Genomic DNA, 14,563 nt, shown 5'->3' on the forward strand with positions numbered 1-14,563 from the left:
CTCTCTTTCAAATTTGACTCTTCACAAAAGAACTAATATGTAATAAAACTATACGAATGGCTGCATTCACTTACTGTATTCATTATACCTCAATTGCAATCATTTGGTGCGAGTTTCATATTCAAAAAAGAAGTACTTATGTATATGTAAAACCATGGATTTTAACTCCATGGTTTTAGGCGGCTATTCTGTCTCATCTTTTTCATCATGTGTCGGGTGTGCACCGGGGTACTGCCTTGGTAAATTTTCATGCTGATTTCTAAACTCATAGGTAAAACCACTTGTGTATTGCTGGCCTTCCTCCCATGGAGTGCTCTTATTTTCAACTGGTTTTATTTTACCTATTGGCGAACCATATGGTCCTTCCGGAAATTCCTCCGCTGTTAAGAAATTTCTTTGTTTTTCCACGTTTGATAAATCTTTATATTCCTTTTTATTATCCACATAAACACCCCGCCATGTTTTTTTGTAATGTGACCCAAAATGAAGGGGATTATGCACGTCGTTAGCTTTTGGCAAGATGTAATTGCCGCGAAACACCGTATTTATTTTCTACCCACCCGAATTTTTCACTCATCGAAGAAGCGGCTAACGGTATTAAAACCGTTCCATTTTCTCAGATAACCTTTGATTCATGGCCTCCTCAGCCGTTCCAGAAAACATTAAAAATGTTGTGATTTTTTGAGCATTCACTCCTTTTTTATTGATGATTCTTTTACGTTCGTTTTATTTAAAGAAAGCAAGGGAAATACATCATATAGCATCCACTGTTACCAAATTTCTTAAAAACGAGCAAAAGGAGAAGTGAATCATGACAAAAACAAAATGGGCAGTCGACAGAGCGCACAGCAGTATTGATTTTGCCATCCGGCACTTGATGGTCAGCAATGTAAAAGGAACGTTTCACGCATTTTCAGCAGTCATAGAGGCTGACCCGGCAAATTTAACGACAGCAAACATTGCATTCACTGTTGATCTTGAAAGCGTTGATACACACAATAAGGAACGCGATGCTCATTTACTCACGCCTGATTTCTTTGACATTGACAAGTTTCCGCAAATGACATTTTTGGCGAACAATATTGTGGAAACCGGTGAAAACAAATACGACATGATCGGCGAATTTTCGCTGCACGGCGTAACCCGTTCGGAAACGTTTGCTGTCACGTACGAAGGTGCCGCAAAAGACCCTGCCGGGCAAGAGAAAATTGGTTTTCGTGCGAGAGGATCCATTAATCGTAAAGACTATGAATTGAATTTCAATAAGCCATTAGAAACAGGTGGTGTATTGCTCGGAGACCAGGTGAACATTTCATTGGACATTCTGGCGTCTAAAGAAACGTAGGCAGCTCCCGAGATTCATGTGCTTTCCTCTATATTATATATTTTATATACACCTTAGGAAGCGCCACTTTACTCTTTCAGCATATTCATCCATTTCTTTTTTTGTTTTCACGCTGAACCCCTCTGTATAGAGAATAGATAACGTTTTTTCATCTATAATGAATAAGGAACACGTAATCCTTTCTTTCTTTTCAAAAGCATTGTGCATGACCGTTACATGATATTGCTTCATCATCTTTTCTCCTTTAGCCCGTTTCATTCTAGTTTCTATTTACCAGTGTTATCGTCTGAAACGGATTTTAATCTGTTATTTAAGAAAAAGCGGCTGTTCCGCAAGTCAAGTAAACCTTGCGGGACGCCGCTTTATTTTTTCGTTCTAGCTGTAACTTCTATTCATCTTTCTAACCAGCCCATAATAAGACAGCAGGGCAAACGCACTTGCAGAAAAGATAATAACCCCCATCGGGAGAGCCGTATTTTCCCCCGCTATTCCGACAAGCGGCGCCGTTATCGAGCCCAGTACAAAAGGCAGCAATCCTAAAAGAGCGGATGCGCTTCCCGCAATATGCCCCTGCTTTTCCATTGCTAATGAAAAAGAAGACGTTGCAATAATGGCGATTGATGAAACAAAAAAGAAGATCGGAATAGCAATCGTAAAGAGCGGTCCTTTTAACAGAACCATGATGACTAACAAAAGGCTGGACACGCTTGATATAAATAAACCAATCTGCAAAAAGCGTGTTTCTGAAACAAAATCGGCGTATCGGCCAACAATCTGTGTTCCAATGATTAACCCAATCCCATTCATCCCGAACAATAAACTGAATAATTGAGGAGACGCCCCGTAAATGTTTTGATAAACAAAAGGAGTACCGGAAACGTAAGCAAAAATGCCCGCAATAATGAATCCTTGCGTAAGTGCGTATCCCATGAACTCGCGGTCTTTTATTAATGAAATGAAGTTTTTTACTGTTTCCGTCAAGCTGCTTGGTACACGATTTTCAACAGGCAGCGTTTCATCCAGTTTCCATAGCACAATGAGAGCGAACAAAACCCCAATTGCCCCTAACACAATAAAGACACCTGTCCAGTCCGTAAAAAAGAGAATAACGCTTCCCGCGACCGGCGCCAGAATAGGGGCAAGATTGTTAATCAGCATCAGTAATGCAAAAAACTTCGTTAGTTCCCGGCCGCTGTATACATCGCGGACAATAGCACGTGAAATAACAAGCCCTGCCGCCGCCGCAAACCCTTGCAAAAAGCGTGCACCGATAAAGAAATAGATCGAAGGAGCGTATGCGCATAATATGGACGCCACAAAATACAATGTGAGAAAGATGAGGAGCGGTTTACGTCGGCCCCGGACATCACTTATCGGTCCGATGATCAGCTGTCCGAATCCGAGACCTAACAGGCAGGCAGTTAAACTAATTTGTACAAAAGAAGCGCTCGTGCCGAATTCATTTGCGATTGTCGGGAATGAAGGCAAGTACATATCGATTGTAAGAGGACCCATTGCGGCAAGTGAGCCAAGAAGAAGTGCGAATCGTAACCGCGTATTGATTAATTTGTTCAAGTTTTCTAACAACCTTTCATCATTCCAGGTGTTTCTGCCTATTAATGAAAAATACACCTTGTCTTGTGTGATTGAGCACTCAGTACAATACCACCAATTCTTGCGCTTAAAACCATCTTATTGTTCGTTGGCCCCTTCTTCATTGATACATTTAAAATAAACGATATATAACAAAAAAGAACTCGTTAAAGTTCTTCTTTTAACGAATTCCAGAGTTCTTTAATGATGGTTTCATTTCTCCTGTAGTATGTCCATTGACCGTGTCGTTCAGATTCCAATAAGCCCGCCTTTTGCAGCATGGTTAAATATTGAGAAATCGTTGACTGCGATAACCCAGCCTTTTCAACAATATCTCCGACACAGACTCCTCCTTTTTCATTCATATTTTTTGATAAATGAGCGGAAGGCTTATCAAAGTGTTTTTCCGGTTCTTTAAGCCATTTCAATATCTCTAATCGCGTTTCATTAGATAGTGCTTTAAAAATGTCAATTTGATTCATGGCTTTATGTTAATCGGGTTTTTTCGATATGTCAATAAAGAGGGAAAATCAGGTTATTTAACACTATTTCCCCGATTAGGGATTTTACCCTTTATGCCCCCCTACATGATTTGCCCGCCTCAAAAACGTGCCGCCCCTCAATAAACTATGTGCTCTAAAAATCGAGTCTTTCCCATACCGCAACCGGATCGTATCCATTACGGCGTCGATCGCATGATTCTTCTCATCGCATTCAGCCGCCGAAAACAAATTGATCTGTTCGTATTCGTCCGAACCGAGTTTGGTGCAGACAACATGAATCTGCCGGACAGGCTGCCCGCGCCAGTATCGCTTAAACAGCTGAATAAAGGAAACAGCAAGCTCCTTTGTACTGTTTGTGCTTCGCTGCAGCAGCATTTGATGCTTAAATCCCCTCTCTTCAATGTCCTTGCTGTACGAAATGCCAAGCGCAATGCCAGACGCCGCCGAATTATGCGCGCGAAGCCGCATCGCCACTTCGTCGACCATCTCCTGGATCACAACGATGATTTCCTGTTCAACGTAATAGTCCCTCATTAAAATCTGGCCTTTCGAATACGATTTTTCCCTGGGACCGACTCGTTCGGAAATCACGCTGTAATCCACGCCCCACGCATGGTAATACAGCTGAGATCCGAGAACTCCAAGCCTGCTCTTCAGTTTGAACCGATCCGCGTGCGCAAGGTCATACACCTTGTAAATGCCCATATTGTTCAGCCTTTTTTTATAGCCGCTGGAAATCCCCCACATATCCGTTAATTCCGGAATGCGCCAGATCGTTTCCTGTACGCGTTCATACGACCAGTATGCAAGCCCATTGGGCGCATTTTTCGCCTCGTTATCCAGCGCCAGCTTGGCTAAAAGAGGGTTATCACCGATCCCGATCGTGACGACTAGTTTCAGCTCTTTAAAGATCGTATGCTGGATCTTCTTTGCGATCTCAAACTTATCTCCAAACAATCGACGCGAGGCCGTTACATCTAAAAATGCTTCATCAATACTGTAAATATATAAATCTTCATCTGATACAAACCGCTTAAGAATATCGATGATCATTTTATTCACTTTTAAATACAGCGACATGGATGGCTCCACAATCATTAGCCGGCGGTCATTGGGAATTTCAAAGGCGCGCGATCCCGTCTTAATCCCAAATTCTTTTTTCACTTTCGGCGAAGAAGCCAGAACGACTGAACCGGGTCGATTCCTATTGGAAACAACTACAATATAGGCACCTAAAGGATGGATTTTGCGCCGGACTGCTTCGACGCTGGCAAAAAAAGATTTCACATCGATACAAAGGACATCCCGCCTCGGCATCTGTGTGTAATCAATCGACATCACCATCACCTCTCAACCAGTGTAATCGATACGATTTCATCGACCCAAAACACAGAGCTGGATCCCTTCAATGAAAGAAACCCTTTTTTCCTGCCTGTTCGGGTGAAGGATTGAACTACGCCCTTCACTTCGAAATAAGGTTCCCCAAACGTATCCATGTTAAATACAATTTCCTTTTCGAAATGAATCGAGATGTTTACAATCCTGTCAAAACGATCTTTTTCCTGTTCATCAAGCATCACTTGTTTCTTTTTAATATTTTCTTCTCTCAGCTGTTCGGCGTGTTCCGGCAGGATTAAACCTTGCCATTTCAACATCTTTCTATCGTCATATAACAAAGTCAACGCCCCCTGGAACATAAGTTCTTTTTATTCATTATAAGAACTATCGTTCGATTTGGCAAAGGGAGATTTATGGGAATATAGGAAAAATGGAAATACAGTGAAATATACAGAAAAGATAAGTTCGTGGCGGTTCCGCGTATTCCAGATTAAAATAAAAAAACTCCCTAAAGGAGCTAAAAATCAGGCGAATTCATCATATATTTCTAATTGCTCTTTCAACAGTTCAGCCCGGCCCAAAAACCGTACTCCATCACTTATCTGCACAGTGTCACAAACAAGATGCACCACTTTGTTTTTTTCGGTCCAGGCAACAAGGTCTTTTTCCAAAATCTTTTTCCTGCATGCAGCACATAGTAAACCAACTGCACAATTCATAAATCCATTCTCCTTTTTGTAAGCGCTTTACATAATTATATCGCAGACAAAAAGAAAAGATTGTAGAATCATCGTTCATATTCTAAAAAAGATTATGTCGAAAGAACAGAATCGTGATTAATCTGCCGTTCGGGCATCCGCAAAATCAAGAGAGACGATATCTTTCAGGTAAAAATATTCACTGGTTCCGCTAATTTGTATATACCCTTCTTCCCAATTGACTGACTTCACTACCCCTATCACCGTGAAAGGCTCACCAAACGTCATCTTCATTTCAATCGGCTTTCCGTCATAAATAGAAGCAATGAGGGCTCTGTCGAACAATTCCTTTGCGTGTACGTCTAGAAAAGCAGATTTCTTTTCATTATCGGCGTCCCGCATCTGCTCAGCGTGCTCCGACAACATAAATCCTTGCCATTTACCCATCTTTCTGTCAGTGTATAGCATGTTAAACGCCTCCTGGAACATAAGTTCTTTTTTGTACTATAAGAACAAATGATCTATTTTGCAATACTTATTTTTGGCATTAAAGGAATTGCAACACGCTGTGCCATTCCATTTCACGTATGTTCTCTAAAGAAACGGAGAAAATAACCTGAACTATCGATCAAGGAGGCACTCATAATGGCTGAAAACAAAGAAGGTTATGAAGAAACGTTTAAGGAAAATGTCAAACAAATACAGGAAGAGCACAATCAGATGATGGAGGATAAAGACCGGATTCCGAATCAGCAAAACCGCATGAAAAGTGTGGAAAGAAAATTATAGATGTACCAATTCGACCTCAAAACAAAAAGTGGCGGGATGGTCTGAACATCACGCCACTTTTTTGGATATAGCCGGTAAACGCGAGAACTTGCAGTGCCGGCTCGTTGCTACTGAGCAGCCGATTCTTTCTCTTTATAGTAGCTGGACACCGCATGATTAAAAGCCTGTTTTCTTTCCATAATGGTTGCTCTGGACTTTTTCATCCCCTCATCAAAGGTGCTCCACGAGAGTCCATATTTTTCTTCAAACCAGCTCATGAAATCTTGCTCCTTGCTGCCCTGTGGATAAACGTAACGATAAATCGTGTTATATACTTTTTCAGCGTCACTTGCAGAGAAAGGACCCGTTAAAGCTTTCAACGCTGCTTTTCGTCCATCTCCAACATAAAACGAAATAAACATTTCCGGCAAAGCAGCAATATGCCGGCCGTTATGTGTAAGAATGAAAAACTCGGCGCTTTTGCTCTTGCCAGTAAAGATACCGGCAATCTTAATTCTTTCCACCTTGTACCACCTCAACATTTTTTCTATCCTTTAGGTTGCCCAAAAATGAAGATCTTTAATATGGTCAAACAAGTTGGTTGCAATCGACGGTTACACACGCTTTGAACTTATTGCCAAAGCACCCATCATACCGACAAACGTAAGGAAAAGAGAGAGTCGAAAGTAAGGAGGATAATACGATAAGACAATGTGATTCCCTCCTTTTTCTAAAGCAAAGCCGGTAAATGCGTAGTTTGCTTTTTCAATTTGTTTTTTTTCGCCGTTTATTTTTAATTCCCATCCTTTTTCATAAGGCACAGGCAGCACCATATATTTTTCCCCAGACTGATTGTTGAAATCAATGGCAAGCTTATTTCTCTTCCATTCAAAGGAGGAAGTATTCTCCGCTTGTTGTACAGCCATCCGAAGTTCGCGATAGTCTTCTTCATATAAGGCCAGTCCCTTCAATTCGTACATTCCTTCCGGCACCCGAATAGATATTTTTTCACTTTTCGGCACTCGGATCACCAAATCGTTCACGCCCGTTTTATAAATGGATGCACCATGTTTTCTTGTTGTGCGGTAGTCATTCACTTTTAAAGAGAAACCTTTCCCTTCTCTATTTTTAATGGATAAATGAACATACAAATCTTCTGTATTCAAAAGCGTCTGAGCAGGAAGTAAATCGATTCCTCCTGTTTTTTCTGTGACTGTCAGACGGTTATTTTCATAGGTTGCGCCAACAGTTTCTATCGCCGTACTCGAAATATGATTTTTTTCCTTCGCAGGCTGCTGCGAACTTCCTTTATTTAAAATAATCCCATCGAGCATCGCGTGTTCCCGGTCAAGCGGCGAGGCGGATTGTAAGTCTTTTTCAGAAAATACATTTTTGGTGGTCCGTATAAAAGGGAGCGTCATTGAATTTTTGTACACAACATACTGGTCGGATTCCGCAAAAGGTTCAAATCCGTACGGCACGTTTTCCCCTTTATTTTTTTCTCTCATCCAATAGTTCGCCTGCAGAAGGCTGTGCAAATTCGCTCTGTTGCCAAGAGTGGCATAACGGCTGACACTTTCTCTGCCCATATCGATTTTCAAATCATGCCAATAAAAAAACAATAGTTTTTCATTAAAAATACTCGAATACAGGCTGGTTCCGTTAAAACCCTGCACAATCGGCGTATTATTTCTGCCGGCTATCATCCAGTCGATCCGAAACAGGCGCCCGCCCTCTTCTTTTTTTATTTTTCCAATCATCTGCTGCTGCTCTTTGCTGTTGTACGCCTCACTGCTTAAAAATTCTGCCGATACTTGATGAACAGGGTATCCCGACTGCATATACTTTTCATAAACATTGACAATCAACACACTTGAAAGCAAAATCCAGCCTTGCAGCATGAGCAAAACTCCCTTTTTCTTTTTCCAGCTGAACACCAAGACAAGAATAACGTGGATGAGTAAAAGAGAGAGTATGATCGCCAATATCGTATTCCATTGATCGCGGGTGTACGGCAGTCTTTGATCAGCATAGACAGTGAACATATAGAGAAAGAGCGTCCCAACAATGGAAACAAGCACCGAGCGGATGGTCGTTTGTTTCAAGAAATGCAGCCCTGCTGCTGTGACACCGCCCGCCGTAAAAGACAGCACATATTCCCAGCGGTATTGCGGTGCTGAAAAGCCGTTGAAAGCACTTGCTGCCAATGGGCTAAAATGAAGCAAGACGAAGAAAAGGCTTAAACAAGCAAACAACGTGAAAATGCGATGCTTATAAAAAGAAAAATTCAACAAAAAAAGAACGACGATCGCCGGCAAAATGATGACGTGGCTGGAAAACAAAATATTGTCACTCAAATCAACCAACGGTATATTCTGCTCATAGCTTGGACGGTAATTATTTACATAACCGTAAACTGCCGGGATAAAAGATATTGCGCTAATACAAAAACTGATCAGCACACCTTTTATAAAAAATGTTAGCTGTTTCTTCTTTGGCAGTTCTTTTTCAGTTAATGGAATCATCCAGCGGCAAAAAATATAGAGAAATACAAAAATGAAATTTATGTAGGCAAAATAAAAATTTGTCATTAACATAAGAGACAACGTGACGATAAAAAGGACTGGCCTGCTTTCTCTTATGATTTTTTCCACGCCAAACACAAGGAGAGGCACCCATAGCATCGCATCGGCAAAAAACTCCCAAAACACCACATGGCGAAAATACATGACAGACAGACCATATACAGCCGCACCTGAAAAAGCAGCCGCTGTAGAGATGTTCATATACCGGTAAACAAGCGTAGACATAAATAAAATCAAACTTAATCGTAAAATGCTGACGATTAAGACCGCATTTAGCCAAAAGAAAAGATCAGGCGGGCGAATGAGCTGAAGGGATTCCATGAAAAAGACAACGCACGATGTGAAAAGAAAAACAACGGACGTTGAAAAATAATAAGCTAACTGGCTGTAAAATCCCCCGCCAAGTCCAAAGCTCCAGGAATAAAAAAAGTTTCCTGCAGTGTATTGGTCGTAAATAAATTTTTTAAATGGAATCATCTGTGACAGCCCATCATTTGGACCAATCATAAGCCTTCCTTCCGGCCACTTCTGTAAAAAAAAGAAATGCGCAGCTGCGGACAAAATGAAACAGCTGAGCATTAAAAATGGTATCGATTTATCCCTCATCCTGCGACACTCTCTTTTTTCAAAACTTTCCCTGTCACAAGAAAAGTCATAGGCACAGCGATAATGACAGCGAAAATCGGTGTAATCGTACTGCTCACATGGAAATATTCAATCAACACAAACATAAAAAAAGATGAAACGGCAAAGTTAAAGAGCTGCGTTAAAGGAAACGTTAAGAACTTTACCAGAGTCGGCTTCACTTTAAACGTAATGTACGAATTTAAGAAAAACGAGATAACCATGCTAATGAAAAAAGCAACAATGTGAGAAAACATATATTCCATCTCTAACGAGGAATGCAACAACAGATAGAGCACATAGTAAGTAACGGTATTAATTCCCCCGATGATCACGAATCTGATAAATTCTTGGCCTGTTCTTCCCATACGTTACTCCATTCATGATATTTGTCTCCTGAATTAAATAAGGTGGACGTTTTTTCGTTTCATAATAAATTCTGCCAATATATTCACCAATGACGCCCAAACTTAAAAGCTGAATGCCTCCAAGCAGAAGAACAGCTGTAATAATCGTAAAATAGCCGGGCACATCGATTCCCGTTTGGACAATATGAATAAACGTAATCAAACTGTAAACAACAGATAAAAACAGAATAAACGCCCCCGTATAAAAGCAAGCCCTGAGCGGTCTATTATTAAACGACACAAGCCCATCCAATCCGTAATTAAGCAGGTTTGAAAACGACCATTTGGTTTCTCCGTTTTCACGAGGTACGTTATCATAATCAATCATTTTTTGCTCCATGCCAATCCAGGAAAATAAACCTTTAGAAAAACGCTGATTTTCATTTAATGATAAAGCAGCCTTCACGGCTCTTTCGCTTAAAAGCCTGAAATCGCCTACCCCGTCTTCCAAATCCACATCAACCACTTTGTTAATCACTTTGTAGTAAGCGGATGAGCAAAATCGGCGAAAAGGGTGCTCCCCTTTCCGGTTTCGGCGGGCAATCACCTGGTCGAAGCCTTCTTCAAACCCTTTGATCAATTCAGGGATTAAGGAAGGAGGATGCTGCATATCGGAATCCATCATAATGACTGCTTTCCCGGTAATATACTGAAGACCGGCAAAAAGAGCTGCTTCCTTTCCAAAATTCCGGGAGAAGGAAATATACTTCACTTTTGAGGTTCTGGAGGATATTTGTTTAATTCGATCTAGTGTGTCATCTGTACTTGCATCATTGATAAACAGCAATTCAACATCGTATGGAAGTCTTGAAAATTCTTTGACGATCCTTTCATAAATCAACTGTATATTTTCTTCTTCATTGTAAGCAGGAATGATTACAGAAATGACCTCCATTGACTGGCACCTCCCTTTTGTTTACTGCTTTTTACTGCCGCTCAATTTTTCATTGATCACCCTCATCAAACGACAGTGTGCCCCATTTTCCCTTCTGTATAACCATTTTTCTAAAAAAAGACCAAACACCATTTTTTTATGCCGGTCTCAATAGGTGCATGTATGAACAGCCAATAAAAAAGATTTCCTCCACTATCAGATTAGGCATTATTCTCTAATAATATTTTCAATAAAAAAATATTATTAGATTAGGTTGGTTATCCAGTTGCATTTTCATAGGAATGAATATAAATATAGTAATAAATCGGACAAGAAGGGCAAATGGCTCAAGCTCTTTTTAAAAAGGAGAAGGTAATAATGAGCTTCGAAATCGCAATTACCATTCTTGTGTTTATCATGACGATGTCCGTTGTATTACTGAGGCCCGGCGAAATAAATGAAGCATGGCCGGCATCTGTTGGGGCAGGCATGATTTTACTCACAGGAATTGTATCAAGTGATGATATTTCAGATATCATTAGCAAGATCGGCGGAGCATCGGTTACGATTATGGCCACAATTGTCATGGCTGTCATTTTGGAAAGTTTCGGGTTTTTTCACTGGGCAGCAGCACGCCTGGCATATTTAGCGAAAGGTTCGGGATATCGTCTCTATTGGTACATCCAATTGCTATGTTTTTTGATGACGCTTTTATTTAACAATGACGGCAGCATTTTGATTACGACTCCCATTTTAATTTTACTTCTTACAAACCTTCGCTTAAAACCGCATGAACAACTTCCCTATTTATTGAGTGGTGCTCTGATTGCAACAGCTTCCAGCGCTCCTATCGGGGTAAGCAACATCGTGAATTTAATTGCTTTAAAAATTGTTCATATGTCTCTTTATATGCATACAGCGATGATGTTTGTTCCTGCTACTCTCGGATTACTGTTTATGTCCTGGTTGATGTTTGTCGTCGTGAAAAAGAAAATACCGGAGAAGCTGCCAAATTCCAAATATGACATAGAAGAAATGTTTTTCACAAAAAAATTTCATCCGTTAAAAGGGACACTAAGTATTGAAACAAAGCGGAAACGGACGATTTTTATGCTAAGGGTTTTGCTTTTCGTCTTTGTACTCCGCTGTCTGCTTTTTGTCGCCTCCTATCTTTCAATTCCAATTGAGCTGGTGGCAGTGCTCGGGTCGCTTATTCTTCTTTTATGGAGATGGTACCATCTGCGCACAAATCCGATTGATATTTTTAAAAAAACACCATGGCACATCCTTATATTTGCCTTTTCTATGTATGTCATCATTTACGGCCTCCATAATGCAGGTTTGACAGCGATGCTTGTGAAAATATGTGAGCCAATCGTTAATCAGGGGCTGTTTCAAGCAAGCTTTATCATGGGTGGATTGGTTTCAATTTTATCTAACCTATTTAATAACCACCCTGCTTTAATGATTGGAACCATTACCTTAACAGAAATGGGACTGGATCCTATCACCTTAAAAACTATTTACCTCGCTAATATTATTGGCAGTGATATGGGGTCGCTGTTACTGCCTATCGGAACACTTGCTTCTCTCATTTGGATGGACATTTTAAGAAAAAACAATATAAAAGTCACATGGAATGACTATCTGAGTGTGTCCCTCATTGTCGTCCCTTTAACGACCATTGTCACATTGTTTTTATTATTTTACTGGGTACAACTGGTCTTTGCCTGATGGATAGGATCAGGAGTTCAAACACTTTCAATAGACGCATGAAGGTCTTCAGCAACCTTCATGCGCTTTCTTCGTTCCAGAGTTAAATAGAGTAAACATTTGATGTATACCTTCACATTTAATTCGTCCATACTAAAGAACAGAACTATTTGGCAGGAGGGGTAAGTCGTATTGGAAACAGTGGGAATAGGTTTACTGACATTGAAAGTGATCATCGGTTTTGCCGCTTTATTTTTTCTCATTCTTGCAACCGGAAAAGTATCCATCAATCAATTGTCCCCCTATCACTTAGTGTTTGTTTTAGTGCTAGGGGATTTTTTAGGAGAAAGTCTATATGAAAACAAGATAAAGATATTCCATTTCCTATATGCAGCCGGCCTATGGACTCTCCTTATGCTGGCCATCGAGTATTTGACACAAAAAAAGAAATCGGCCCGCTCCTTGCTGGAAGGAAATCCCTCCATCATTATTCGGGATGGCGTTCTCGATCGGGAGATGATGAACAAAAATAAATTAGACATTAATGAAGTCGCAAGCTTACTGCGGCTCAATAGTGTATTTTCCGTCCGGGAAGTTCAATATGGCATATTGGAAGAAAACGGACAGATTAGTGTACTTTTAAAATCAAAATACGACCAGACAGTTAAGGAAGACCTTAACATTCCAGAAAGTGAAGTGGACCTTCCCATCTCGTTCATCATCGATGGGGAAATTCTTTTAGATAACTTGCAGGAACGGGGCTTTGATCACGAATGGTTACTGAACGAATTAAAGGCGAATGGATACAACAATGAAAAGGAAGTCTTTTTCGCCGATTGGCGGGAAGGAGAAGGTATTCATATCAGTCCGAAATAACAGAGCTGCTCTGGACTGGTTTTTATTCCATATATCTCCCTCGTCGCCCTCCCCTCATTCTTTTTTCATGTGTTACACTACATGTAAAAAAGAATGGGGGTTTTTCGGGTGCTTTCTACATTTCTTGCAAAAAAAATCATCGATGAAGTGAAAAAGTTTTTAAATGAAGATCTTATTATTACCGGCGTGGACGGGATCATTATGGCGAGCTCCGATGATAGCCGAGTCGGGACTTTTCATGAAGGAGCTCTTGTTTGTGCGGCAGAGCGTCGAAAAATGATTATTTACAAAGAAGATGAACAGCGATTAAAAGGTGTCAGAAACGGATTGAATTTGCCAATTTTCTTTCTTGATAACGTGATCGGCGTGATCGGGATTACCGGAGAACCTGATCGTATTTTGCCTTATGGTGAACTGCTGCGAAAAATGACAGAACTGCTCGTTCAAGAAAGCTATTACTCGGAGCAGCTTCAATGGCGGTCCCGGGGGCTCGAGGCATTTGTATATGACTGGCTGCAAGCAGATTCATGGTCTCGGGATTTAATGAAGCGGGCAGAATTTTTCAACATCGACTTAACGGCAAAACGACAATTTATCTTCATCCAGCTAGAAGAATTTATATACAACAGCATGGCAGAATTGACAAGATTTTGGGACGACCCACGAGAGCAGGACTTTTTCATCCACCATGGAAATAACCGGGTTCTCCTCATTCATAGTGCGTATTTTGAAAAAGAAACACTTACATATAAACTGGAAAGATTACTGTCCTTTATGAATACACCTGTACGGATCGGGATTGGACGGATTGTAGAATCAACCGACGTGGCAGCCGGATACGCGCAGGCAGAACGGGCTCTTGCTGCAGCTGCGCCAAACACCATTGTCTTCGAGGAGGACTTGCGTCTTGATTACTGCCTGCAGGATATCAACCCCGACACGCGGGATGAATTTGTAAAACGAATCCTGCAAAACGTGAGGAACAACAAAGAATTGCTCGATACATTCCACATGTTTTTCAAGCAAAATATGTCATTAAAAGCAACAGCGGGAGCGCTTCAAATTCATATTAACACCCTGCATTACCGCATGAAAAAAATTGAAATGTTCACAGGGCTGGATTTAAAACACTTTCCTGATATCGTATCTCTTTATTTAGCTCTTCGCTTTTTAGATGAACATACAAAAAAATAGTAAATATATTGCTCATTTTCACACCAATATCTATATAAACACAAC

General features: G+C 40.7%; 17 protein-coding genes and 1 pseudogene. 5 read left to right on the forward strand and 13 right to left on the reverse strand.

The features are described from left to right. Positions 1-183: 183 nt before the first annotated feature. Both BTO28_RS05070 and BTO28_RS17870 read right to left on the reverse strand, forming a co-directional pair. Positions 184-444, reverse strand: a complete 261-nt coding sequence (locus tag BTO28_RS05070; RefSeq protein ID WP_076764513.1) for a hypothetical protein — start codon at positions 442-444, stop codon at positions 184-186. 61 nt (positions 445-505) lie between these two features. Beyond that, positions 506-616 (reverse strand): annotated as a pseudogene (locus BTO28_RS17870) (VOC family protein); the annotation flags it as partial. A 195-nt stretch (positions 617-811) separates the two neighbouring features. Here BTO28_RS17870 and BTO28_RS05075 point away from each other — a divergent pair. After that, positions 812-1,345, forward strand: a complete 534-nt coding sequence (locus tag BTO28_RS05075) for a YceI family protein (RefSeq protein WP_076764463.1) — start codon at positions 812-814, stop codon at positions 1,343-1,345. A 42-nt stretch (positions 1,346-1,387) separates the two neighbouring features. Here the strand turns inward: BTO28_RS05075 and BTO28_RS05080 are convergent, their stop codons facing one another. From BTO28_RS05080 to BTO28_RS05110, 7 genes are all read right to left on the reverse strand, one after another. Further along, a complete protein-coding gene (locus tag BTO28_RS05080) occupies positions 1,388-1,576 on the reverse strand; it encodes a hypothetical protein (RefSeq protein ID WP_076764464.1) in 189 nt (62 codons plus the stop codon). 144 nt (positions 1,577-1,720) lie between these two features. Further along, a complete protein-coding gene (locus BTO28_RS05085) occupies positions 1,721-2,920 on the reverse strand; it encodes a Bcr/CflA family multidrug efflux MFS transporter (protein WP_076764465.1) in 1,200 nt (399 codons plus the stop codon). 185 nt (positions 2,921-3,105) lie between these two features. Then, positions 3,106-3,420, reverse strand: coding sequence for an ArsR/SmtB family transcription factor (locus tag BTO28_RS05090; RefSeq protein ID WP_076764466.1), 315 nt, complete (start codon positions 3,418-3,420; stop codon positions 3,106-3,108). Positions 3,421-3,504: 84 nt separating this feature from the next. Continuing rightward, positions 3,505-4,779, reverse strand: coding sequence for a Y-family DNA polymerase (locus tag BTO28_RS05095; protein ID WP_083711306.1), 1,275 nt, complete (start codon positions 4,777-4,779; stop codon positions 3,505-3,507). A 5-nt stretch (positions 4,780-4,784) separates the two neighbouring features. After that, positions 4,785-5,117 (reverse strand): hypothetical protein, encoded by a 333-nt coding sequence (locus BTO28_RS05100; protein ID WP_076764468.1) that lies wholly within the window; start codon positions 5,115-5,117, stop codon positions 4,785-4,787. Positions 5,118-5,303: 186 nt separating this feature from the next. Continuing rightward, positions 5,304-5,498, reverse strand: coding sequence for a hypothetical protein (locus tag BTO28_RS05105; protein WP_076764469.1), 195 nt, complete (start codon positions 5,496-5,498; stop codon positions 5,304-5,306). 117 nt (positions 5,499-5,615) lie between these two features. Then, positions 5,616-5,945, reverse strand: coding sequence for a hypothetical protein (locus BTO28_RS05110; RefSeq protein ID WP_076764470.1), 330 nt, complete (start codon positions 5,943-5,945; stop codon positions 5,616-5,618). Positions 5,946-6,122: 177 nt separating this feature from the next. Between BTO28_RS05110 and BTO28_RS17080 the strand changes: the two genes are divergently transcribed. Continuing rightward, positions 6,123-6,266, forward strand: a complete 144-nt coding sequence (locus tag BTO28_RS17080) for a hypothetical protein (RefSeq protein WP_158068782.1) — start codon at positions 6,123-6,125, stop codon at positions 6,264-6,266. Positions 6,267-6,373: 107 nt separating this feature from the next. Here BTO28_RS17080 and BTO28_RS05115 read toward each other — a convergent pair whose 3' ends face one another. The 4 genes from BTO28_RS05115 to BTO28_RS05130 all read right to left on the reverse strand — a co-directional run bounded on the left by BTO28_RS05115 (position 6,374) and on the right by BTO28_RS05130 (position 10,756). After that, positions 6,374-6,769: a hypothetical protein gene (locus BTO28_RS05115; RefSeq protein WP_076764471.1), complete on the reverse strand. Its 396-nt coding sequence runs from the start codon at positions 6,767-6,769 to the stop codon at positions 6,374-6,376. A gap of 90 nt (positions 6,770-6,859) precedes the next feature. Beyond that, a complete protein-coding gene (locus tag BTO28_RS05120; RefSeq protein WP_076764472.1) occupies positions 6,860-9,436 on the reverse strand; it encodes a YfhO family protein in 2,577 nt (858 codons plus the stop codon). Next, positions 9,433-9,822: a GtrA family protein gene (locus BTO28_RS05125; RefSeq protein WP_076764473.1), complete on the reverse strand. Its 390-nt coding sequence runs from the start codon at positions 9,820-9,822 to the stop codon at positions 9,433-9,435. Before BTO28_RS05125 ends, BTO28_RS05120 begins: the two co-directional genes overlap by 4 nt. Continuing rightward, positions 9,770-10,756, reverse strand: a complete 987-nt coding sequence (locus BTO28_RS05130; protein ID WP_076764474.1) for a glycosyltransferase family 2 protein — start codon at positions 10,754-10,756, stop codon at positions 9,770-9,772. Before BTO28_RS05130 ends, BTO28_RS05125 begins: the two co-directional genes overlap by 53 nt. Before the next feature lie 357 nt (positions 10,757-11,113). On the opposite strand from BTO28_RS05130, the gene BTO28_RS05135 reads away from it, so the two are divergent. The 3 genes from BTO28_RS05135 to BTO28_RS05145 all read left to right on the forward strand — a co-directional run bounded on the left by BTO28_RS05135 (position 11,114) and on the right by BTO28_RS05145 (position 14,518). Continuing rightward, positions 11,114-12,469, forward strand: coding sequence for an arsenic transporter (locus BTO28_RS05135; protein WP_076764475.1), 1,356 nt, complete (start codon positions 11,114-11,116; stop codon positions 12,467-12,469). 180 nt (positions 12,470-12,649) lie between these two features. Continuing rightward, entirely contained in the window at positions 12,650-13,324 is a 675-nt protein-coding gene (locus BTO28_RS05140) for a DUF421 domain-containing protein (RefSeq protein WP_233129831.1), read from the forward strand. 108 nt (positions 13,325-13,432) lie between these two features. After that, positions 13,433-14,518, forward strand: coding sequence for a CdaR family transcriptional regulator (locus BTO28_RS05145; protein WP_083711308.1), 1,086 nt, complete (start codon positions 13,433-13,435; stop codon positions 14,516-14,518). Positions 14,519-14,563 lie beyond the last annotated feature (45 nt).

The organism is Domibacillus epiphyticus (genome assembly GCF_001975785.1).
GTDB classification, from domain to species: Bacteria; Bacillota; Bacilli; order Bacillales; family Domibacillaceae; genus Domibacillus; species Domibacillus epiphyticus.

Coding starts and splice junctions, on each gene's coding strand:
- BTO28_RS05075 (WP_076764463.1), top strand. CDS start 812: ATGACAAAAACAAAATGGGCAGTCGACAGAGCGCACAGCAGTATTGAT.
- BTO28_RS05080 (WP_076764464.1), bottom strand. CDS start 1,576: ATGAAGCAATATCATGTAACGGTCATGCACAATGCTTTTGAAAAGAAA.
- BTO28_RS05090 (WP_076764466.1), bottom strand. CDS start 3,420: ATGAATCAAATTGACATTTTTAAAGCACTATCTAATGAAACGCGATTA.
- BTO28_RS05095 (WP_083711306.1), bottom strand. CDS start 4,779: ATGTCGATTGATTACACACAGATGCCGAGGCGGGATGTCCTTTGTATC.
- BTO28_RS05105 (WP_076764469.1), bottom strand. CDS start 5,498: ATGAATTGTGCAGTTGGTTTACTATGTGCTGCATGCAGGAAAAAGATT.
- BTO28_RS05110 (WP_076764470.1), bottom strand. CDS start 5,945: ATGCTATACACTGACAGAAAGATGGGTAAATGGCAAGGATTTATGTTG.
- BTO28_RS17080 (WP_158068782.1), top strand. CDS start 6,123: ATGGCTGAAAACAAAGAAGGTTATGAAGAAACGTTTAAGGAAAATGTC.
- BTO28_RS05120 (WP_076764472.1), bottom strand. CDS start 9,436: ATGAGGGATAAATCGATACCATTTTTAATGCTCAGCTGTTTCATTTTG.
- BTO28_RS05125 (WP_076764473.1), bottom strand. CDS start 9,822: ATGGGAAGAACAGGCCAAGAATTTATCAGATTCGTGATCATCGGGGGA.
- BTO28_RS05130 (WP_076764474.1), bottom strand. CDS start 10,756: ATGGAGGTCATTTCTGTAATCATTCCTGCTTACAATGAAGAAGAAAAT.
- BTO28_RS05135 (WP_076764475.1), top strand. CDS start 11,114: ATGAGCTTCGAAATCGCAATTACCATTCTTGTGTTTATCATGACGATG.